Here is an 18,925-nt window from a genome sequence, read left to right as displayed (position 1 = left end):
TCAAACCCCCAGATACCGGTCGGTTACATCAGCCGTCAGTGCGGACATCGCGCCGTGCCAGACGGTCTCGCCACGTTGCAATACCACGGCTTCATCTGCGACTTCGGCCAATTCCCGCAGTGATTTGTCCACGACCAGAATGGCCAGACCGGTTTCCCGTTTCAGCGTTGCAATGGCTGCCCAAATCTCCTGCCGTACGATCGGGGCCAGTCCTTCGGTGGCTTCGTCAAGGATCAACAGGCGTGGGTTGGTCATCAGGGCACGCCCGATCGCCAGCATCTGCTGTTCCCCACCGGACAGTGATGCCGCAGATTGCGTGCGACGTTCTTCAAGCCGCGGGAACAGTTGCGCGATGCGTTTCAGGTCCCAATGACCCGGGCGTGCGGCAGCTGTCAGATTTTCCTCGACGCTGAGGTTTGGGAAACACCGGCGGCCTTCCGGCACAAGCCCCAGCCCCAGACGGGCTGCTTTGTGGCTGGGCAGGCGGCGCAGGTCCTGACCGTCGAACATCAGTTCACCGCCTGCCGTGGGCAACATTCGCAGGATTGTTTTGATCGTCGTCGTCTTTCCCATCCCATTGCGCCCCATCAGGGCGACAACTGCGCCTTCGTCCACGCGCAGGCTGACCTTGAACAGGGCCTGTGACGCGCCATAGAAGGCCGAGATATTGGTCAGGTTCAGCAGGCTCATGCGTCTTCCCCCAGATAGGCGCGGCGAACTTCGGGGTGGTTTCTGATTTCGTCCACCGTTCCCGTCGCTATAACCTTGCCATAGACCAGAACGCTGATCCGGTCGGCCAACGCAAAGACCGCATCCATGTCATGCTCAACCAGCAGGATCGGGGCCTCATGCCGCAACTCATCCAGAAAGGTAGTCAACCGCTTCGACCCGCTGGCGCCCAGTCCGGCCATCGGTTCATCCATCACGAATGCGCGTGGGTTCAGCGTCAGCGCCACGGCGACCTCCAGCTGACGGCGCTGCCCGTGTGACAGGTCCGAGGTGCGGATGGCCGCATGTTCCAGCAACCCCACCCGCTCGAGCGCTGCCTCGGCCACATGCCGCAGGGTCTGATCACCCAGAACCGACCGGAAAAAACGAAACGGGCGGCCACTGGCCCCCAGCGCGCCCAGCATGGCGTTCTGAAGCACCGTGTCCTCCATCGCCAGCGCCGATATCTGAAAGGTGCGGCCCAGCCCCATCTGCGCGCGTTTCACCGTACCAAGTCCAGTTACGTCCTGCCCGATGAAGTGAACCGTGCCACTATCCGGCTGCAATCCACCTGCGATCTGCTGGATCAGCGTCGACTTACCCGCGCCATTCGGCCCGATCAGGGCATGGATTTCCCCCGGATGCAGATCCAGACTGACGTCGTTTGATGCCTTAAGCGCGCCAAAGCTTTTCGAGATATTCCGAACTGCAAGGACAGGATCAGCCATGCTTGACCTCCTGACCAGCAAGCGTGCCGATGATGCCACCGCGTGCAAACAGGACTACGGCCAGCAGCAGAAGGCCCAGATAGATGTGCCAGAACTCGGACAGATCGCCCAGAACATGCTCAAGCGCAATGAACAAGGCTGCGCCGGCAACAGGACCGAACAGCCGTGCCGTACCCCCCAGAATGATAAAGATCATGATCTCACCCGAGGTTTGCCAACTGAACATCGTTGGGCTGACAAAGCGGTTCAGATCGGCGAACAGTGCACCCGCAAGGCCGGTCATCATGCCCGAAATGACAAAGGCCGTCAGGCGCAGGCGATATGGGGTGATGCCAATGGTTTCGACCCGTTCGGGGGTCTGCCGCGCTGCGTTCAGGGCCAGACCGAAAGGCGATCTGGCCAACCGGGATGAGAACAGCAGCGCGAGCATCAGGATCACATAGGCGATCAGGAAAAACTGGATCGGGTCCAAAGTGTTAAGCCCGGGAAAGCTGTTGCGCACATAGATCGACAGCCCGTCCTCACCCCCATATGCGGGCCAGCTGATGGCGAAGTAATAAAGCATCTGTCCAAAGGCGAGGGTGATCATGATGAAATAAACGCCCGAGGTGCGCAGCGACAGCGCACCGATCACAAGTGCGGCCAGTGCCGACGCAATGATGGCCGTCAGCCAGATCACCGGCATGGATTTTGTGCCTTCGATCAGAAACGGCGATTCCATCAGGGGCGCATAGCTTTGCGCGTGACTGGCCAGAATGCCCATCGCATAACCGCCGATGCCAAAAAACGCAGCATGACCAAGGCTGACAAGCCCGCCAAGACCAAGCGCAATGTTCAGGCCGACACCGGCCAGCGCCAGAATTGCCACGCGTGTAGCCAGCGTGATCATGAACGGTTCATCCGTGAAATAGGCCCACAACGGAAACAGCAACAGCCCGAGGCCCAGAGCGGTGTTGAATACTCTCTCGCGGCTCATGCGCGTGCTCCGTATAGGCCAGTGGGTTTCACGATCAGTACCGCAGCCATGAGGATATAGATCAGCATGGAGGCCAGCGCCGAACCGACCGCCGTGGCCGAGGCAGGATCCATGAACAGTTTGAAGGTTTCCGGCAGCAGAACGCCGCCCAGCGTGTCCGTCAGCCCGACAAGTATCGATCCGACCAGCGCGCCCTTGATCGATCCGATGCCGCCGATCACGATCACGACAAAGGCAAGGATCAGCACCGGTTCCCCCATCCCGACCTGCACCGACTGAATGGCGCCGACCAGGGCACCGGCCAGCCCGGCAAGTGCTGCGCCCAGAGCGAATACGATCGTGTAAAGCCGGTTGATGTCGATCCCAAGGGCCGCGATCATTTCCCGGTCACTTTCGCCCGCCCGTATCTGCACGCCCAGTCGGGTTCGGGAAATCAGCAGGAACAGCCCCAACGCGATCAACAATCCGACGGCAATGATGGTCAGACGATAGATCGGATATTCGATGCCGCCGGGCAGGGTGACGGGACCGGAAAGCGCAGGCGGAATGTTCAAATACAGCGGGAACGACCCGAACACCCATCGCGTGCCTTCGGAAAAGATCAGGATCAGCGCAAATGTCGCCAGCACCTGATCCAGATGATCGCGCTTATAAAGGCGCCGGATCACCAGAACCTCAACCAGTGCCCCGGCCGCTGCGGCTGCGGCAAGGCTGGCCGCCAGTGCCAGAACGAAACTGCCGGTTGCGGCCGCGGTTGCGGCGGCGGCAAACGCGCCAATCATGAACAATGAGCCATGCGCGAGGTTGATCAACCCCATGACGCCGAACACAAGCGTCAATCCGGCAGCCGTCAGAAACAGCATGACCCCGAATTGCAGACCGTTCAGGATCTGTTCGATCAATAGAATGAAGGACATTTCTCTACCCTGAAGGATGGCGCAGGATCAGCCCCTGCGCCACCGGGTTCTTACATGCTGCACTCGCCCGCATAGGCGTCGGCGTGATCTTCCAATGCGACACCAAGGATCTTGTTGGTGAACACATCGCCTTCCTGCACCACTTCACGGACATAAATGTCCTGAATGGGGTGATGGTTCGGACCGAACTTGAAATCGCCACGGACCGAGTCGAACTCGGCCGCTTCCAGCGCTGCGCGGAATGCGTCCTGATCTTTGACGTCGGCCTTGGCCATTGCGGACAGGATCAAGTTCGCGGTGTCAAAGCCCTGGCTTGCATAAAGCGACGGCAGGCGACCATATTCGGCCTGAAACGCCTCGACAAAGGCCTTGTTTGCGGCATTGTCGATATCCTTGTTCCACTGGCTGGTGTTCTTCACGCCCATCGCAGCGGCACCGACGGCCTGCAGAATACCCTGATCAAAGGAAAACGCGGGTCCGACCACTGGCAGGTCAACGCCGCTATCAGCATATTGCTTGAGGAAGGAAATCCCCATACCGCCGGGCAGGAAAAAGAACACGCTATCCGCATCCGATGCACGGATCTGCGCGATCTCGCTGGCATAATCCTTCTGGCCCAGCTTGGTGTAAATCTCTCCGGCCAGATCGCCCTGATACATCCGCTTGAACCCGGCAAGCGCATCCTGTCCGGCTGGGTAGTTGGGGGCCAGGATGAAACTGTTCTTCAGTTCGGCGGAATTGGCATAGGCGCCCGCCGCCTCATGCAGGTTGTCATTCTGCCATGCCACGTTGAAATAGTTCGGATGGCATCCCTTTCCTGCCAGCGCCGACGGGCCAGCGTTGGGCGACAGATAGAATTTGCCCTGCGCCGTGGCCGAAGGCACCACGGCCATCGCCAGATTGGACCAGATGATGCCGGTCAGGATATCCACCTTGTCGGACTGGATCATCTGATCGGCCAGTTGCACGGCGATGTCCGGTTTGCGCTGATCGTCTTCGATGACCACTTCGATATCCGGGTTGCCCGCCTGTTTCACGGCCAGCATGAACCCGTCGCGCACGTCGATGCCCAGACCGGCGCCGCCGCCGGAAAGGGTGGTGATCATTCCGACCTTGACCGGTTCGGCCAGTGCCATACCGGCGGTCATCAGGGCGGTCGTTGCCGCCAGCAGCAAGGATTTGGTTTTCATCATTGTCTTCCCCTGTTGAAGGTCAAATGCGAAGGTTTTGCGCAGCACTCTTCTGAGTGCCGTCCGGGATATCCCGCCGATCCCTTCAAATCGGACAGGTTGATTTCAAAGCACGCGAAGGTGCCTGCATCCGGCAAGCTAAAGGGTTTCTCGCAGGGTGCAACCGTTTGGATCATCTCGCATTCTCGCGCAGCTGGAACCGCTGGATCTTGCCCGTAGCCGTCTTGGGCAACGTATCCGTAAAGACGACACTTCGCGGATACTTGTACGGTGCGATGGTTGCCTTGACGTGATCCTGCAGGGTTTTGATCGTATCTGCATCCGGGTTATGGCCCTCGGTCAAAACCACGTGGGCCTCAACGATATTGCTGCGCGCCTCATCCGGCTTGGCCACCACAGCGCATTCCGCAACTGCGGGATGCGACAGCAGCGCCGCTTCGACTTCGGGGCCCGAGATGTTGTAGCCCGAGCTTTGGATCATGTCGTCGTTACGGGCGGCAAAGTGCAGGTATCCGTCGGGATCCATAGTGAAGCTGTCGCCGGTGATGTTCCAGCCGTTCAGAACATAATCCCTCTGGCGTTCGTCGTTCAGGTACCTGCATCCTGTAGGGCCGCGAACTGCCAGGCGGCCAACTGATCCTCTTGGTACTTCCTCTCCATCGTCACCGATGACTTTCGCCTGATACCCTGTGACGGGCCTGCCGGTGCAGGCCGGGCGGTGGTCGGAAAAGCGGTTGGTGACAAAGATATGCAGCAGTTCTGTCGCGCCTATCCCGTCCAGCATCGGTTTGCCGGTCTTGGCCATCCAGTCGTCATAGATCGGGGCGGGCAGGGTCTCACCTGCTGAAACGGCGGCGCGCAAACTGGACAGATCGGCACCTTCCTCCATCGCGGCCAGCATGGTGCGATACGCGGTGGGCGCAGTAAAACACACCGTGGCCTTATAACTCTGAATGATTTCGATCAGGTTCGGCGGTGAAGCGTTTTCAAGCAAGGCGGCGGCTGCGCCGAACCGCAATGGAAAAATGGCCAGCCCGCCAAGACCAAAGGTGAAGGCCAGCGGGGGCGAGCCCACGAATACGTCCTCGGGGGTCACCTTCAGCACCTCTTTGGCATATCCGTCCGCGATGATCAGAAGGTCGCGGTGAAAATGCATGGTCGCCTTTGGCGATCCAGTGGTGCCCGAGGTGAAACCCAGCAGCGCCACGTCGTCCTGACTGGTTTCCACTGCGTCGAACTGCACGGGTTTTTCCAACGCGAGCCGGTCAAGTTCGGCATCGTGGTTGGCCGTGCCGTCGAACCCGACCACGGTTTTCAGGTATCCGGAGGCTTTGGCGCAGGCGACCAGTTCATCCTTGAGGCGCGTATCACACAGCGCATGACTGATTTCTGCCTTGTCCACGATGGCAGTTAATTCGCCCGCGCGCAGCATCGGCATCGTGTTGACCACCACCGCGCCGGCCTTGGTCGCGGCCAGCCAGCAGGCCACCATCGCCGGGTTGTTGGCCGAACGAATCAGGACGCGATTACCGGGTTTGACGCCAAGGTTTTCGACCAGAACATGCGCGATCCGGTTGCTCCAATCCGCCAGCTCCTTGTATGTGCGTCGCCGCCCGTTGCCGATCAGCGCGGTGTGATCGCCAAAGCCCTTCTCGACCATCCTGTCGGTCAGTTCGACCGCCGCGTTCAGTTTGTCGGGATAGTCGAACCCATCCAGCAATAGGTCGGGCCATTGATCCGCAGGTGGCAGGTTGTCTCGTGCGAATGTGTCGGTATGGGCCGAAGGTCCGAGCATGTCATCCTCCCTGATGTGCTCCAAGCGTCTGCCGTGCAATCACAACGCGCTGAACGTCCGAGGCGCCTTCGTAAATGCGCAGCGCACGAATTTCCCGATACAGTTTCTCGACGGTTTCACCGGACTTCACGCCTTCGCCGCCGAACAGCTGTACCGCCTTGTCGATGATCTGCTGGGCGTGGTCCGTGGCAAACAGCTTTGCCATCGCCGCTTCGCGCGTCACGCGAGGTGCACCTGAATCTTTGGCCCAAGCCGCGCGATAAACCAGCAGCGCAGCCGCATCCACGTCCAGCGCCATGTCCGCGATATGTCCCTGCACCATTTGCAGATCGAACAGCGGCGCTCCACCGATCTGGCGAGTGGTCACCCGGCTCAGCGCCTCATCCAATGCCCGGCGCGCAAATCCCAGCGCAGCGGCGGCCACTGTGGAACGGAACACATCCAGCACCGACATGGCGATTTTGAAACCTGCGCCCGGCGCACCGATCATCGCGGTTGCGGGTATCCTGCAATCGGTAAACCGCAATGTTGCAAGCGGGTGCGGTGCGATCGTGTCCAGCCGTTCGACAACCTCGAAACCAGGCAAACCAGCAGGAACGACAAATGCGGAAAGACCTTTTGCCCCCGGTGCCTCGCCGGTACGGCCGAACAGCGTATAGACATCTGCAATTCCGCCATTCGAAATCCAGGTCTTTTCACCGTTGAGTACAAAATCGTTGCCGTCCCGTGTCGCTGTCATCGACGAATTCGCCACGTCGGACCCCGATTGAGGTTCGGTCAGTGCAAAGGCCGAAATCGCCTGCCCCGAACGGGTCAGCGGCAGCCATTCGGATTTCTGCGCGTCTGACCCGAAGAGCGAGATCGCCCCGGTGCCCAAACCCTGCATGGCAAAGGCAAAATCCGCCAGCCCGTCATATCGCGCAAGCGTTTCGCGGATCAGACACAGGCTGCGCACATCCAGCGGGCCGCCATCAGGCGTCACCGCCGTATGCGTCAGCCAGCCATCGCGCCCAAGCGACGCGACCAGATCGCGGCACGCCTGATCCGTATCCGAATGATCGATCCCGCCCAGTTCAGCATCGGCCCACTGATCCAGCATGTCCGCCAGTTCGCGATGTCTGTCGTCAAAGAAGGGCCAACTCAGAAAGGACCGGTCGGGCATGGCTCAATCCCCCTCGAAAACCGGCTTCTCGCGAGCCACAAAGGCGTTAAACGCACGCTCGAAATCGCCGGTTTGCATGCAGATCGCCTGTGCCTGCGCTTCGGCCTCGATGGCCTGCTCGATCGACATGGACCATTCCTGCGCCAGCATGGTCTTGGTCATCATGTGTCCGAAGTTCGGACCTTCGACCAGCCGCGCTGCCAATGCGCGGGCCTCACCCTCCAGATCGCTCGCGGGCACAAGGCGGTTGAAGAATCCCCAGCGCTCACCTTCTTCGGCGCTCATCGAACGACCAGTATATAGCAGCTCAGCCGCGCGGCCCTGTCCGATGATCCGGGGTAGGATGGCGCAGGCCCCCATATCGCAACCGGCAAGGCCGACCCGCGTGAACAGAAAGGCCGTTTTGGCCTCAGGCGTTGCGATCCTCAGATCGCTGGCCATTGCGATGATCGCGCCCGCGCCGACACAGATGCCATCCACCGCCGCAATGATGGGTTTGCCGCAATTCACCATCGCCTTGACCAGATCTCCGGTCATGCGGGTAAAGGCCAGCAACTCTTTCATATTCATCCGCGTCAGCGGCCCGATGATGTCGTGAACATCGCCGCCGGAACTGAAATTGCCCCCGTTCGAAGTGAAAATCACCGCCTTCACATCGTCCGAATACACCAGATCGCGGAACCAGTCGCGCAACTCAGCGTAGCTGTCGAATGTCAGCGGGTTCTTCCGTTCGGGTCGGTTCAGCGAGATTGTCGCGATACCGTCCTCGATATGGCACAGAAAATGAGTGGTATCGCTGCGCATATCGGTCATGTGTCCTGCTCCGCTGCCATCAATAGGTCCTCCAGCCGCGCGCCCATCGCGCTGGCCTCGTCCGCGCTCAGCGCGCCCAGCATGTCATCGATCCAGCCCTCATGCGCTGCCGCCTGTGTAGCGAACTCGGCCTCTCCCTTGCGGGTCAGTCGCACCAGTGACGCCCGCCGGTCCCCCTCGACCGCGACACGCATGACCAGCCCTTCCTCGACCAGTCGATCTACGATCCCAGTCACGTTGCCGTTCGATACCCGCAACACGCCTGACAACTGGCTCATCTTAAGGCCGTCTTTGTGCCGCGACAGGGCAGCCATCACATCGAACCGTGGCAGGGTCGAGCTGAACTCGTCCCGCAATCTGGCACGCAACTGTGCCTCGATCCCGCGCGAGGTTTTCAGCAGTCGCAGCCACAGGCGCAGACGCTCCTTACTGGGGGATTCAGTGGGAATGGGGTCGGGCCGGGTCATATCTCGCCTCCGGACAGGGTAAGTGTGTGGCCATTGACACTGCGTGCCGCGTCCGAACACAGCCACAGCGCTGAGGCCGCCACTTCGTCAGTTTCAATGAACCGGTTTTGCGGGTTACCCTGTTTCAAGGCCCCTTCGGCTTGCTCGCGGGTCGCCCTGGTTTTGGCCATGATCGTTTCAACGGACCGTTCCAACAGCGGCGTCGCAACAAACCCCGGACAGATCGCGTTCACGGTAATGCCCGTCTGCGCCAGTTCCACCGCCAGCGACCGCACCAGCCCGACAACGCCATGTTTAGCTGCGCAATAGCCGGACACATAGGGATAGCCCTTCAGACCGGCGGTCGAGGCAATGGCGATCATCCGACCCTTGCCCGCATCACGCATGTCACCCAGAACGGCCTGAAAGCAATGAAACACACCGCTCAGATTGACCGCCAGCGCATCCGAGAAATCCCCGGGCGACATCGCTGCAAAAGGCTTGCTGGGCGCGGCTCCGGCATTTGCGATTACCGCTGAAACAGGCCCGTTTTCCGACCGGGCGGCCTGAAACGCCGCCTCAACCTGCTCAGGCTCTGCAACATCGCAGATCTGAAACGGCAGGTTTAGCGCGACCAGCGCATCCCGGCTGCGCCCCATGATGGTGACGCGCGCCCCGGCACCCGAGAGCTGTCGGGCGCATTCCGCACCAACCCCGGACCCGCCGCCGGTCACAACCACATGAGCATCGGAAAGAACCATTCTGCACCTCGCTTGAAGGAAGCGTAGCAAAGTGAAAGTATTTCAACAATAGAAATTTTGAGTTTAAAATAAATGTTGGAATCCGTCACCAATTGAGAAGGCCACAAATCCGACTTTGCGCCTTGCGTGAACGAATTTACGGTAAGTCCTACGCGCAGGCCAATGTGGGGGAACGGAATGCTGGGGCTGGATATTCTGGTGAACGCCGCGAACATCTTCTACCTTTTGTCTTATTCCGCAAAAGATATTTTCTGGTTGAGGGTACTGTCGGTTATCGGCGCGGTTTTGCTGTTGCCTTACTATTACTTTCAAAACGCTCCCCTTTGGGCGCCGATCGGGTGGAACCTGTTTTTCATGGCCATCAACCTCTACTGGATCACACGGCTGTTGCTGGAACGCAGGCCCGTGCCGTTCAGTGACGAGGAGAGGCACCTCTACGAAATCGCCCTTCGCAACTTCACCGAGAGAGAGGCGTTCAACCTGCTGCATATGGGCACTCGGACATCTGTTCCCGCCCAAACCAAACTGCTTACACAGGGTACGCCGGTAAATGGCTTGTCGCTGATCATCGACGGCGAAGTCAGCGTCGAAATGAATGGTGAGGTCGTGGACAAGCTGGGTGAGGGCCGCTTTTTGGGTGGAACAGCGTTTCTGAGCAACGACAAGACATTCGCCGCGCCAGTGACGGTCACGGCCACCAAACCATCACGCATCCTTGTTTGGGAGTTTGCAGCGCTGGAACCCGAACTGCAAAAAAACACGGATCTGAGGATATCGATTGAAGCCAGCCTCGGCCTTGAGATTTCGCGTTTCCTGCAAACGGCGAGGGCGCAGATTCCTTGAAGGTGGGGGGAGGATCAGCTCCAGAGGTCCAACGAGAGCCGGAACCATTAAACTAAAGAAGGCTATCCCACTTCGGGGCGGCTTTTTTGTTGGCTCAACTTACCAATTGGGGTTTCTGACAAAAATACGGTAACCAGTCGCCGGGAAATTTTTCTGCCATTTTTCTGGCAAAAGTCGAGAGAAAAATAATGACTAAGACACCTAAAATCACACAGAGCTCTGAAATCATACGGGCGATGCGCCCCTTTCAACGAGAAGCGGCTGAATTGATTATCGCAGACGTTGTCGCAGGAAATCCACCACGTAGTGTGCAGTACGCGCTGACAAAGTACCGGGATCAACTCAGCAAAGGGTATTGGATCGACAATGGGAAAGGCTGGGAGGGAGATATCAGGGATACCTCTATCTATTGTTTGATAAAAAACGGGTTTGCCAAATCCAAAGCGGTACAATTCTCTCAAAAAAGTGGCATGTTGACAGAGTGGATCAACGATGAGGACCTACTAATTAACGCGGCGAAGCTCGAATATGAGCATGGCGGTAATCTGCGTCAAACTCAGTTGCGCGAAAGAATGCTCGAAAACTGCGAAATACTTGGGGAAGGCGATCAGGCAGTCTATCTCTATACCGATGGGCTTTTAGATAAACTGGGATTTAGTTGCACCAAAATCGGACGCCATTTGAGTAGTGAATTGGGCTCGGTCGTAGATAGGGTGTTGTCTCAATATGGAACTGGTAACGCGGGTTTCCCGGTTTTGCGGTATATTCTCAAGACTAGTGATTCCGTCGGTCTCGAGACCACCCTGCACAGGTGTTTTCATGAGCTTCGGTTAACGGAGGCAATTGGAACAGAGTGGTTTCAAGCCGATGTCGAAGATGTCACTAATGAAGCAAGGAAACTAATGTTGGCATAGAGTTTCCGGCGGTTTACAGCTAACTAATAAATGGGCTCGGCAGAGTGGCCCTGAAAGTTGACCTCACACATTTCCCCCTTGCCAAACCCCTCACACCCCTGTAGATCGCGCGAGTTCTCAACAAGAACATCAAGGCGGGGTGATTCCCGCCTTTTGGGTTCGAAGAGGGTTGGCGATGCGCGCTTGTCCTCCTCTCAACCCCAACGCCTGAATAAAAGGCTGTTAATATGCAAAGCCAAAATATCCGTATTCGGCTGAAGGCATTTGACTATCGCGTTCTGGATGCCAGCACGCAAGAGATCGTCAACACTGCCAAGCGGACCGGCGCGAACGTGCGCGGCCCGATCCCGCTGCCGAACAAGATTGAGAAGTTCACGGTTCTCCGTGGCCCTCACGTTGACAAGAAATCCCGCGACCAGTTCGAGATCCGCACCCACAAGCGTCTCTTGGACATCGTTGATCCGACCCCCCAGACCGTTGACGCGCTGATGAAGCTCGACCTCGCTGCTGGTGTGGACGTCGAGATCAAGCTGCAGTCGTAAGATCGGAGGGTATAGATTATGCGCTCTGGTATTATCGCAAAAAAAGTTGGCATGACCCGCCTGTTCATGGAAGACGGCAAGCAGATCCCTGTGACCGTTCTTCACCTGGACAACCTGCAGGTTGTTGCACAGCGTACTGCTGACAAAGACGGCTACACCGCCGTTCAGCTGGGCGCCGGTGCTGCCAAGGCAAAACGCACCTCGAAAGCCATGCGCGGTCACTATGCCGCTGCCAAGGTTGAGCCCAAGCGTAAGCTGGCCGAGTTCCGCGTCTCCGAAGATGGCCTGATCGAAGTAGGTGCTGAAATTTCGGCAGAACACTTCCTGGAAGGTCAGAAAGTTGACGTTTCGGGCACCTCGATCGGTAAAGGCTTTGCAGGTGCTATGAAGCGTTGGAACTTTGGTGGTCTGCGCGCTTCGCACGGTGTTTCGATCAGCCACCGTTCGCACGGTTCGACCGGTCAGTGTCAGGATCCGGGCAAAGTTTTCAAAGGCAAGAAGATGGCCGGTCACATGGGTGCTGCCCGTGTAACCACCCAGAACCTGGAAGTCGTCAAAACCGACGCCGAACGTGGTCTGGTCTTCATCAAAGGCGCCGTTCCCGGACCGAAATCGGGCTGGGTCACCGTCAAGGACGCCGTCAAGAAGAAAGCACCGGAAGGCCTGCCTTTCCCGGCTGCTGTGAAATCGGCTGCAACCGAAGCACCTGCGGAAGAAGCTCCCGCGGAAGGTGGTGAAGCATGAAACTTGATGTAATCAAACTGGACGGCGGCAAAGCCGGCGACATCGAGCTGAACGCCGATCTGTTCGGTCTCGAGCCTCGTGCGGACATCCTGCACCGTGTGGTCCGTTGGCAGCGCAACAACGCGCAGGCCGGCACCCACAAGGTAAAGACCCGCTCGGAAACCAGCTACTCGACTAAGAAGATCTATCGCCAGAAGGGCACCGGTGGCGCACGCCATGGTGACCGTAACGCGCCGATCTTCCGCAAGGGTGGTATCTACAAGGGCCCGACCCCTCGTTCGCACGGCCACGACCTGCCGAAGAAGTTCCGCAAGCTTGGCTTGCGCCACGCTCTGTCGGCCAAAGCCAAGGCGGGTGAACTGGTTGTGATCGAGAACGCCGAAGCCGAAGGCAAGACCGCCGCACTGGCCAAACAGGTTGCAAACCTGGGCTGGAAACGCGCTCTGGTCATCGACGGTGCGACCGTGAACGAAGGGTTCCTGAAGGCGTCGCGCAACATCGAAGGTCTGGATATCCTGCCGTCGATGGGTGCAAACGTTTATGACATCCTCAAGCGTGACACTCTGGTGCTCACCAAAGCGGCTGTCGAAGCACTGGAGGCTCGTCTGAAATGAGCGCGAAGGCAGAACACTACGACGTGATCCGCAAGCCGGTCATCACCGAAAAGTCGACCATGGCGTCCGAAAACGGCGCGGTAGTCTTTGAAGTGGCGATCGACAGCAACAAGCCGCAGATCAAAGAGGCCGTTGAGGCACTGTTTGGTGTGAAGGTCAAAGCGGTGAACACCACCGTGACCAAAGGCAAGGTCAAGCGGTTCCGCGGCCAGCTGGGCCGTCGGAAAGACGTCAAAAAAGCATATGTGACCCTGGAAGAGGGTAACACCATCGACGTGTCCACCGGTCTCTGATCGAACCCGTCCTTGGACGAAAACAAAACCCCCGCGAAAGCGGGGGTTTTTTTGTTGGTATCAGCTGCGTGCCGCCTCAAGAAACGAGTGCCACCCATCAGCACTGCTGAAGCCACGCATCATTTCGTGCAGCAGGGGGCCATAAATCGCCCACATACGTTTTCGTACGTCTTTTCCCTTGTCCGTGATCTGCAGGACTTTACCGCGCCGGTCGCTGTCAAATGAAACAAATTCAATCAACCCCTCTGCCGCCAGCCGTCTGCTCAAATGAGACAGGTTCGATTGTTCAAAAATTGTGTCTTGGGCAAGCTCAAAAGGACGCAGTCGACCTCCATGTCGTTCGAGGGACCATAGCAGATCATACCATTTCAGTGGCGGCAGGCCCGCGTCCTTCAGGGCCGCACTGATTTCCGTCTGGATAAGCCGGGTGGTCCGGTTCATTGCGACCCAGATGTCTGTCTCCAGCGGTGTTGGCAAATCATTCTTCACAACTTCGTGTTCACTTCAAATCTGATTGCGGTATTTCTTTGGTTCCAATAGATGAAAATTCATCTAAAATCCAGTACCTGTCGGATGAAAGGAATACCGCTATGACCTTTAAGTCTATGATTGCCGCCGCTGCCCTGACCGTCGCCATGACGCCAGCCTTTGCGCAGACCTACAAGACTGATCAGGGGCATACCGAAGTTCGGTTCGGCTGGAGCCATGCAGGCGTGTCGAACCAGCATGGCGAGTTCACCAAGGCCGAAGGGGTGCTGGATCTGAACGCGGATGATGTCGAAGCTTCGACTCTGACCGTGACGATTGACACCAACAGCCTGTCTTCGGGCTTTGGGCCGCTGGACGATCACCTGAAGTCAGCGGACTTTTTGGAGGTCGAAACCTACCCCGAGATCACTTTCGTCAGCACCGGGATTGAGCGAACCGGCGACACCACGGCGGACGTGACCGGCGACCTGACCATCCATGGCGTGACCAAGCCGGTGACGCTGAAAACCACGCTGACCCATCAGGGTGAGCATCCGCTGGGCAGCGCCATCGAATATTACGCGGGCGATTGGGTGGCCTTCACGGCAGAAGGTGAGATTGACCATACGGAGTTCGGAGTTGGGCCATTTTCGACCGGACCGATCACCCTCCTCATCACGACCGAGATGAAGGCCGACGGGTAAGCTGGGCTGTCGGAAAGACGTCAAGAAAGCATATGTGACCCTGGAAGAGGGCATCACCATCGACGTGTCCATCGGTCTCTGATCGAACCCGTCTTTGCAGAGTGATAAAGGCCCCCGCGCAAGCGGGGGTTTTTTGTTGGCGGAGATTGGCTTTGAGCAGCTTATTCTTGGAGCAGGCTTGCGCCAATTATTGCACTTTAATTTCTTAGTGGGACAATGTTTCCGCTAGGCCAAGTTGGAAGTAGCGAAGTGCGTGCCGAGCAATTGACCTCAATCCTGTGCTTCAACGAACTTTGCACGACACGCACCTGGTGTTTCATTGTCGACAAATCCAATCAAAATGGGTTGAGAGATATTCATACTTTCAAAGGCAATGCTCGCAGCATTCATGAATTCACTAGCGTCTTTGAGATTTTCATAAGTAGCTTCGCCAGATGCGTCGTCAGCTTTGGACTTTAGAACGGCATCACCTTTCAAGCCGGGTACCGTTGCGAAGACGCTGCCCTTGATCCTTTTGAATGTTCCATTTGCCAGATTAGCCATGTCGCTCAAGGAAGCGGTGAAATTAAATGCCTTAATTCGCGCATCAACTATGACTTGAGCGCCCACGCCTACCAAAACCTGTCCTGTTAGCAAATCGTCTGGTGCACAAGGCTCAACTTTCGCTCTAATGTTGTAGTATTGGAGTCGATACTTCCCTCCACGCAAGGAGACGGAACCAATAGGCACTGTGAACGAAAGATCGGAGGATTTGTCGTCTACGACTAGGTTCGAGTACGGAGTAGAGATAAGATCTCGCCTTCCTTGGTCATCAAGTTCAGAATACGCCTTGGATACGACCTCTCCGTTTTCGATGGTTGTATAGAAGAACACGGGGCCTCCAAGAATTGGCGTAAAATATGGTGGCTTTGGCTCGACTTCTCTACCTCTAAAGAGGTTTGATAAGTCGAACGCTTTCTTTTCTGCGGTGTCGGACATCAGTACGAATGTTGCGTCTGGGAAAGCTTGTCCTATGGGTTGGGTGTTTTCAGAAAACTTTTCTTTCTTCAGTTCATCAAAGGTTGCTTTATTGACCAAGTATTCAGATACGCCTGCTGTCGGAAAGGTTGCTGAAAAGACTAGCGTGAAGATGGCTGGGCGCAAATTGATCGGAAAAAAAGTCATGTCGTCCTCAAGTAAGAAAAAAATGTAAAAGAATGTTCTTCCGAAGGTAGAGCATCAGTCAACATTAATGTTCTATTGAGTGCTAGACGAGGGTCCGGATGCTGTACTGGCTGGTCGTTGGCTTACGTTGTGGCAGCGATTTTTGTTAACTATTTCTTGGGTTCTTGGAGCGCGGAGATTTCTTGACCGTGCCCTATAGACACCCACCCCCAACACTGCTAAATGCTCCCAATCTTGCGGCCTCGGATTCGTTCCGGGGCCTCTGATATTTGTAACCGGGGACCTTCGGGGCCCTATACCCTTGGCACCTACGGGGGCCTATCACATAGCGGGGAAACTCCTCGCACTTGCTAAACGGAAGACAGAAAGCATGGCACTTAAGTCGTACAAGCCGACGACGCCGGGCCAGCGCGGGCTGGTGCTGATCGACCGTTCGGAGCTTTGGAAAGGACGTCCGGTCAAGTCTCTCACAGAGGGTTTGACCAAATCGGGCGGCCGGAACAACACCGGACGGATCACTTCACGCCGCCGCGGCGGTGGCGCAAAGCGTCTCTACCGGATCGTTGACTTCAAACGGAACAAATTTGATGTCGCGGCAACCGTCGAGCGGATCGAATACGACCCGAACCGGACCGCATTCATCGCACTGGTAAAATACGAAGACGGCGAGCAGGCATATATCCTGGCTCCGCAGCGTCTGGCTGTTGGTGATAAAGTCGTGGCATCCGCCAAGGCCGACATCAAGCCGGGCAACGCAATGCCGTTCTCGGGCATGCCGATCGGCACCATCGTCCACAACATCGAGATGAAGCCCGGCAAGGGCGGTCAGATCGCACGTGCGGCCGGTACATACGCTCAGTTCGTTGGTCGCGATGGCGGCTACGCTCAGATCCGTCTGAGCTCGGGCGAGCTGCGCATGGTCCGTCAGGAATGCATGGCCACCGTTGGTGCCGTGTCCAACCCCGACAACTCGAACCAGAACCTCGGTAAAGCCGGTCGTATGCGCCACAAGGGCGTTCGTCCGTCGGTTCGTGGTGTTGCAATGAACCCGATCGATCACCCGCACGGTGGTGGTGAAGGTCGTACCTCGGGTGGCCGTACACCGGTTACGCCTTGGGGTAAGGACACCAAGGGTAAGCGTACCCGCAACAAAAACAAAGCGTCCCAGAAGCTGATCATCCGCTCGCGGCACGCCAAGAAGAAGGGACGTTAATCCATGTCTCGCTCTGTTTGGAAGGGTCCTTTCGTCGATGCTTACGTGCTGAAAAAAGCCGAAGCAGCGCGCGAGTCGGGCCGCAACGAAGTCATCAAGATCTGGTCACGTCGTTCCACCATTCTGCCCCAGTTCGTGGGTCTGACCTTTGGTGTGTACAACGGCCACAAGCACATTCCCGTCAACGTCTCGGAAGACATGATCGGTCAGAAGTTCGGTGAATACTCGCCGACTCGTACCTATTACGGTCACGCCGCAGACAAAAAAGCGAAGCGGAAGTAAGTCATGGGCAAGGAAAAGAACCCCCGCCGCGTGGCTGAAAACGAAGCAATGGCGAAAACCCGCATGCTTCGCACCAGCCCGCAGAAACTGAACCTGGTTGCGCAGATGATCCGCGGCAAGAAAGTTGAGAAGGCCCTGACCGACCTGACTTTCTCGAACAAGCGTGTCGCGCAGGACGTTAAAAAGTGCCTGCAGTCCGCAATCGCGAATGCCGAAAACAACCACAACCTGGACGTCGACGAACTGATCGTCGCCGAAGCATGGGTTGGCAAGAACCTGGTCATGAAGCGCGGACGTCCGCGTGCCCGTGGCCGTTTCGGCAAGATCATGAAGCCGTTCTCGGAGATCACCATCAAGGTGCGTCAAGTTGAGGAGCAAGCCTAATGGGTCATAAAGTAAATCCGATCGGCATGCGCCTGCAGGTCAACCGCACCTGGGACAGCCGCTGGTACGCCGACACCAAGGACTACGGTGATCTTCTGCTGGAAGACCTCAAGATCCGTGAGTTCATCAACAAAGAGTGCAAGCAGGCCGGTGTTGCCCGTGTGATCATCGAACGTCCGCACAAGAAGTGCCGCGTCACGATCCACACTGCACGTCCCGGTGTCATCATCGGCAAGAAAGGTGCGGACATCGAAGTTCTGCGCAAAAAGCTTGCTCGTATGACCGACAGCGAACTGCACCTGAACATCGTCGAAGTGCGCAAGCCCGAGCTTGACGCGCAGCTGGTTGCCGAGTCCATCGCTCAGCAGCTGGAGCGCCGCGTCTCGTTCCGCCGCGCGATGAAGCGGTCGGTTCAGAACGCCATGCGCATGGGTTCGCTGGGTATCCGGGTGAACGTCGCTGGCCGTTTGGGCGGTGCCGAAATCGCACGGACCGAGTGGTACCGCGAAGGCCGCGTGCCTCTGCACACCCTGCGTGCCGACATCGATTACGCACATGCCGAAGCGATGACTCCTTACGGGATCATCGGGATCAAGGTCTGGATCTTCAAAGGTGAGATCATGGAGCACGATCCGCAGGCACGTGACCGTAAAGCACAGGAACTCCAGGACGGCCCTGCACCTCGTGGTGCTGGTGGCGGTCGTCGCTAAGGAGGGAAAGATATGCTTCAACCAAAGCGTACTAAATTCCGCAAGATGCACAAAGGCCGGATCAAGGGCGAAGCCAAAGGCGGCTCTGATCTGAACTTTGGCACCTACGGTCTGAAAGCACTGCAGCCCGAGCGCGTCACCGCGCGTCAGATCGAAGCTGCACGTCGTGCCATGACCCGTCACATGAAACGTCAGGGCCGCGTCTGGATCCGGATCTTCCCGGATACTCCCGTGACCTCGAAGCCGACCGAAGTCCGTATGGGTAAAGGTAAAGGCTCCGTTGACTTCTGGGCAGCAAAAGTAAAGCCCGGTCGTGTGATGTTCGAGATCGACGGTGTCAATGACGACATCGCCCGCGAGGCCCTGCGCCTGGCCGCGATGAAGCTGCCGATCAAGACCCGCGTCGTGGTCCGCGAAGACTGGTAAGCGATTGGGGGAAACCCCATCGTGACAAGATTGACCCCCGTCGGGAAACCGGCGGGGGTTCTTCATTCTGGGGTGCTGTCCCCGCCGCGGTAAACCGCGTCTTTCCCGGAGTACTGTTCGGCCAAATG

General features: G+C 57.5%; 24 protein-coding genes and 1 pseudogene. 13 read left to right on the top strand and 12 right to left on the bottom strand.

The features are described 5' to 3' along the window. The 10 genes from ACR0NW_RS13515 to ACR0NW_RS13470 all read right to left on the bottom strand — a co-directional run bounded on the left by ACR0NW_RS13515 (position 1) and on the right by ACR0NW_RS13470 (position 9,496). Positions 1 to 690 carry a branched-chain amino acid ABC transporter ATP-binding protein gene (locus ACR0NW_RS13515; protein ID WP_170653872.1) on the bottom strand — a complete coding sequence of 230 codons (690 nt, stop codon included), beginning with the start codon at positions 688 to 690 and terminating at the stop codon, positions 1 to 3. Beyond that, on the bottom strand, positions 687 to 1,436 hold the full coding sequence (locus tag ACR0NW_RS13510) for an ABC transporter ATP-binding protein (protein WP_480450687.1): 750 nt from the start codon (positions 1,434 to 1,436) through the stop codon (positions 687 to 689). The genes ACR0NW_RS13515 and ACR0NW_RS13510 overlap by 4 nt, the downstream gene beginning before the upstream one ends. After that, the gene (locus ACR0NW_RS13505) at positions 1,429 to 2,412 is read right to left on the bottom strand and encodes a branched-chain amino acid ABC transporter permease (protein ID WP_480450685.1); all 984 of its coding nucleotides are present in this window, start codon (positions 2,410 to 2,412) and stop codon (positions 1,429 to 1,431) included. Before ACR0NW_RS13505 ends, ACR0NW_RS13510 begins: the two co-directional genes overlap by 8 nt. Continuing rightward, the gene (locus tag ACR0NW_RS13500; protein ID WP_170653878.1) at positions 2,409 to 3,329 is read right to left on the bottom strand and encodes a branched-chain amino acid ABC transporter permease; all 921 of its coding nucleotides are present in this window, start codon (positions 3,327 to 3,329) and stop codon (positions 2,409 to 2,411) included. Before ACR0NW_RS13500 ends, ACR0NW_RS13505 begins: the two co-directional genes overlap by 4 nt. A gap of 50 nt (positions 3,330 to 3,379) precedes the next feature. After that, positions 3,380 to 4,519, bottom strand: coding sequence for an ABC transporter substrate-binding protein (locus ACR0NW_RS13495; RefSeq protein ID WP_480450683.1), 1,140 nt, complete (start codon positions 4,517 to 4,519; stop codon positions 3,380 to 3,382). Positions 4,520 to 4,691: 172 nt separating this feature from the next. Beyond that, the gene (locus tag ACR0NW_RS13490) at positions 4,692 to 6,314 is read right to left on the bottom strand and encodes an AMP-binding protein (protein WP_480450681.1); all 1,623 of its coding nucleotides are present in this window, start codon (positions 6,312 to 6,314) and stop codon (positions 4,692 to 4,694) included. Position 6,315: 1 nt separating this feature from the next. Then, positions 6,316 to 7,476, bottom strand: coding sequence for an acyl-CoA dehydrogenase family protein (locus tag ACR0NW_RS13485; RefSeq protein ID WP_480450679.1), 1,161 nt, complete (start codon positions 7,474 to 7,476; stop codon positions 6,316 to 6,318). 3 nt (positions 7,477 to 7,479) lie between these two features. Next, on the bottom strand, positions 7,480 to 8,280 hold the full coding sequence (locus ACR0NW_RS13480; protein ID WP_480450977.1) for an enoyl-CoA hydratase family protein: 801 nt from the start codon (positions 8,278 to 8,280) through the stop codon (positions 7,480 to 7,482). 5 nt (positions 8,281 to 8,285) lie between these two features. Then, the gene (locus ACR0NW_RS13475) at positions 8,286 to 8,756 is read right to left on the bottom strand and encodes a MarR family winged helix-turn-helix transcriptional regulator (RefSeq protein WP_480450678.1); all 471 of its coding nucleotides are present in this window, start codon (positions 8,754 to 8,756) and stop codon (positions 8,286 to 8,288) included. Beyond that, positions 8,753 to 9,496, bottom strand: a complete 744-nt coding sequence (locus tag ACR0NW_RS13470; RefSeq protein WP_480450676.1) for an SDR family NAD(P)-dependent oxidoreductase — start codon at positions 9,494 to 9,496, stop codon at positions 8,753 to 8,755. The genes ACR0NW_RS13475 and ACR0NW_RS13470 overlap by 4 nt, the downstream gene beginning before the upstream one ends. Before the next feature lie 177 nt (positions 9,497 to 9,673). Here ACR0NW_RS13470 and ACR0NW_RS13465 point away from each other — a divergent pair, with 177 nt between their 5' ends. The 6 genes from ACR0NW_RS13465 to ACR0NW_RS13440 all read left to right on the top strand — a co-directional run bounded on the left by ACR0NW_RS13465 (position 9,674) and on the right by ACR0NW_RS13440 (position 13,446). Beyond that, positions 9,674 to 10,339, top strand: a complete 666-nt coding sequence (locus ACR0NW_RS13465) for a cyclic nucleotide-binding domain-containing protein (protein WP_480450674.1) — start codon at positions 9,674 to 9,676, stop codon at positions 10,337 to 10,339. A gap of 188 nt (positions 10,340 to 10,527) precedes the next feature. After that, positions 10,528 to 11,253: a GIY-YIG nuclease family protein gene (locus ACR0NW_RS13460; RefSeq protein WP_480450672.1), complete on the top strand. Its 726-nt coding sequence runs from the start codon at positions 10,528 to 10,530 to the stop codon at positions 11,251 to 11,253. Positions 11,254 to 11,480: 227 nt separating this feature from the next. After that, on the top strand, positions 11,481 to 11,795 hold the full coding sequence (gene rpsJ, locus ACR0NW_RS13455; protein WP_008756422.1) for a 30S ribosomal protein S10: 315 nt from the start codon (positions 11,481 to 11,483) through the stop codon (positions 11,793 to 11,795). A gap of 18 nt (positions 11,796 to 11,813) precedes the next feature. Then, positions 11,814 to 12,539 carry a 50S ribosomal protein L3 gene (gene rplC, locus ACR0NW_RS13450; protein WP_480450670.1) on the top strand — a complete coding sequence of 242 codons (726 nt, stop codon included), beginning with the start codon at positions 11,814 to 11,816 and terminating at the stop codon, positions 12,537 to 12,539. Next, positions 12,536 to 13,153 carry a 50S ribosomal protein L4 gene (rplD, locus tag ACR0NW_RS13445; RefSeq protein ID WP_155148664.1) on the top strand — a complete coding sequence of 206 codons (618 nt, stop codon included), beginning with the start codon at positions 12,536 to 12,538 and terminating at the stop codon, positions 13,151 to 13,153. Before rplC ends, rplD begins: the two co-directional genes overlap by 4 nt. Then, positions 13,150 to 13,446: a 50S ribosomal protein L23 gene (locus tag ACR0NW_RS13440; RefSeq protein WP_010437040.1), complete on the top strand. Its 297-nt coding sequence runs from the start codon at positions 13,150 to 13,152 to the stop codon at positions 13,444 to 13,446. Before rplD ends, ACR0NW_RS13440 begins: the two co-directional genes overlap by 4 nt. Before the next feature lie 60 nt (positions 13,447 to 13,506). On the opposite strand, the gene ACR0NW_RS13435 is transcribed toward ACR0NW_RS13440, so the two are convergent. After that, a complete protein-coding gene (locus ACR0NW_RS13435; RefSeq protein WP_480450668.1) occupies positions 13,507 to 13,923 on the bottom strand; it encodes a MarR family winged helix-turn-helix transcriptional regulator in 417 nt (138 codons plus the stop codon). A 113-nt stretch (positions 13,924 to 14,036) separates the two neighbouring features. On the opposite strand from ACR0NW_RS13435, the gene ACR0NW_RS13430 reads away from it, so the two are divergent. Both ACR0NW_RS13430 and ACR0NW_RS13425 read left to right on the top strand, forming a co-directional pair. Next, positions 14,037 to 14,618, top strand: a complete 582-nt coding sequence (locus ACR0NW_RS13430) for a YceI family protein (RefSeq protein ID WP_480450667.1) — start codon at positions 14,037 to 14,039, stop codon at positions 14,616 to 14,618. Beyond that, positions 14,614 to 14,700 (top strand): annotated as a pseudogene (locus ACR0NW_RS13425) (50S ribosomal protein L23); the annotation flags it as partial. The gene ACR0NW_RS13430 and the pseudogene ACR0NW_RS13425, both read left to right, overlap by 5 nt. 188 nt (positions 14,701 to 14,888) lie before the next feature. Here the strand turns inward: ACR0NW_RS13425 and ACR0NW_RS13420 are convergent. After that, positions 14,889 to 15,782, bottom strand: a complete 894-nt coding sequence (locus tag ACR0NW_RS13420) for a hypothetical protein (RefSeq protein WP_480450665.1) — start codon at positions 15,780 to 15,782, stop codon at positions 14,889 to 14,891. Between the two features lie 370 nt (positions 15,783 to 16,152). On the opposite strand from ACR0NW_RS13420, the gene rplB reads away from it, so the two are divergent. From rplB to rplP, 5 genes are read left to right on the top strand one after another with little or no spacing between them, the layout of a single operon-like run. Continuing rightward, complete coding sequence (gene rplB / locus ACR0NW_RS13415) at positions 16,153 to 16,995, top strand: 50S ribosomal protein L2 (RefSeq protein ID WP_008757664.1); 843 nt, start codon at positions 16,153 to 16,155, stop codon at positions 16,993 to 16,995. Between the two features lie 3 nt (positions 16,996 to 16,998). Next, on the top strand, positions 16,999 to 17,277 hold the full coding sequence (rpsS, locus tag ACR0NW_RS13410) for a 30S ribosomal protein S19 (protein WP_010437056.1): 279 nt from the start codon (positions 16,999 to 17,001) through the stop codon (positions 17,275 to 17,277). A gap of 3 nt (positions 17,278 to 17,280) precedes the next feature. Further along, the gene (rplV, locus tag ACR0NW_RS13405; RefSeq protein ID WP_039538267.1) at positions 17,281 to 17,661 is read left to right on the top strand and encodes a 50S ribosomal protein L22; all 381 of its coding nucleotides are present in this window, start codon (positions 17,281 to 17,283) and stop codon (positions 17,659 to 17,661) included. Beyond that, positions 17,661 to 18,371, top strand: coding sequence for a 30S ribosomal protein S3 (gene rpsC, locus ACR0NW_RS13400; RefSeq protein WP_170519126.1), 711 nt, complete (start codon positions 17,661 to 17,663; stop codon positions 18,369 to 18,371). The genes rplV and rpsC overlap by 1 nt, the downstream gene beginning before the upstream one ends. 12 nt (positions 18,372 to 18,383) lie before the next feature. Next, positions 18,384 to 18,797 (top strand): 50S ribosomal protein L16, encoded by a 414-nt coding sequence (rplP, locus tag ACR0NW_RS13395; RefSeq protein WP_170498041.1) that lies wholly within the window; start codon positions 18,384 to 18,386, stop codon positions 18,795 to 18,797. The last annotated feature ends 128 nt before the right edge of the window (positions 18,798 to 18,925 follow it).

The organism is Ruegeria sp. CF5 (assembly GCF_056537325.1).
Note: the sequence above shows the minus strand (reverse complement) of the source record. Positions and strands in the feature narration are given on the sequence as shown.

Bases quoted from the DNA above. Each gene is read 5' to 3' on its own strand.
- rpsC (WP_170519126.1), top strand. From the start codon at position 17,661: ATGGGTCATAAAGTAAATCCGATCGGCATGCGCCTGCAGGTCAACCGC.
- ACR0NW_RS13490 (WP_480450681.1), bottom strand. From the start codon at position 6,314: ATGCTCGGACCTTCGGCCCATACCGACACATTCGCACGAGACAACCTG.
- ACR0NW_RS13420 (WP_480450665.1), bottom strand. From the start codon at position 15,782: ATGACTTTTTTTCCGATCAATTTGCGCCCAGCCATCTTCACGCTAGTC.
- ACR0NW_RS13440 (WP_010437040.1), top strand. From the start codon at position 13,150: ATGAGCGCGAAGGCAGAACACTACGACGTGATCCGCAAGCCGGTCATC.
- ACR0NW_RS13465 (WP_480450674.1), top strand. From the start codon at position 9,674: ATGCTGGGGCTGGATATTCTGGTGAACGCCGCGAACATCTTCTACCTT.
- rplD (WP_155148664.1), top strand. From the start codon at position 12,536: ATGAAACTTGATGTAATCAAACTGGACGGCGGCAAAGCCGGCGACATC.
- ACR0NW_RS13475 (WP_480450678.1), bottom strand. From the start codon at position 8,756: ATGACCCGGCCCGACCCCATTCCCACTGAATCCCCCAGTAAGGAGCGT.
- rplC (WP_480450670.1), top strand. From the start codon at position 11,814: ATGCGCTCTGGTATTATCGCAAAAAAAGTTGGCATGACCCGCCTGTTC.
- ACR0NW_RS13430 (WP_480450667.1), top strand. From the start codon at position 14,037: ATGACCTTTAAGTCTATGATTGCCGCCGCTGCCCTGACCGTCGCCATG.
- rplV (WP_039538267.1), top strand. From the start codon at position 17,281: ATGGGCAAGGAAAAGAACCCCCGCCGCGTGGCTGAAAACGAAGCAATG.
- rplP (WP_170498041.1), top strand. From the start codon at position 18,384: ATGCTTCAACCAAAGCGTACTAAATTCCGCAAGATGCACAAAGGCCGG.
- ACR0NW_RS13470 (WP_480450676.1), bottom strand. From the start codon at position 9,496: ATGGTTCTTTCCGATGCTCATGTGGTTGTGACCGGCGGCGGGTCCGGG.
- ACR0NW_RS13515 (WP_170653872.1), bottom strand. From the start codon at position 690: ATGAGCCTGCTGAACCTGACCAATATCTCGGCCTTCTATGGCGCGTCA.
- ACR0NW_RS13460 (WP_480450672.1), top strand. From the start codon at position 10,528: ATGACTAAGACACCTAAAATCACACAGAGCTCTGAAATCATACGGGCG.
- ACR0NW_RS13500 (WP_170653878.1), bottom strand. From the start codon at position 3,329: ATGTCCTTCATTCTATTGATCGAACAGATCCTGAACGGTCTGCAATTC.
- ACR0NW_RS13485 (WP_480450679.1), bottom strand. From the start codon at position 7,476: ATGCCCGACCGGTCCTTTCTGAGTTGGCCCTTCTTTGACGACAGACAT.
- rpsS (WP_010437056.1), top strand. From the start codon at position 16,999: ATGTCTCGCTCTGTTTGGAAGGGTCCTTTCGTCGATGCTTACGTGCTG.
- rpsJ (WP_008756422.1), top strand. From the start codon at position 11,481: ATGCAAAGCCAAAATATCCGTATTCGGCTGAAGGCATTTGACTATCGC.
- ACR0NW_RS13505 (WP_480450685.1), bottom strand. From the start codon at position 2,412: ATGAGCCGCGAGAGAGTATTCAACACCGCTCTGGGCCTCGGGCTGTTG.
- rplB (WP_008757664.1), top strand. From the start codon at position 16,153: ATGGCACTTAAGTCGTACAAGCCGACGACGCCGGGCCAGCGCGGGCTG.
- ACR0NW_RS13510 (WP_480450687.1), bottom strand. From the start codon at position 1,436: ATGGCTGATCCTGTCCTTGCAGTTCGGAATATCTCGAAAAGCTTTGGC.
- ACR0NW_RS13495 (WP_480450683.1), bottom strand. From the start codon at position 4,519: ATGAAAACCAAATCCTTGCTGCTGGCGGCAACGACCGCCCTGATGACC.
- ACR0NW_RS13480 (WP_480450977.1), bottom strand. From the start codon at position 8,280: ATGCGCAGCGATACCACTCATTTTCTGTGCCATATCGAGGACGGTATC.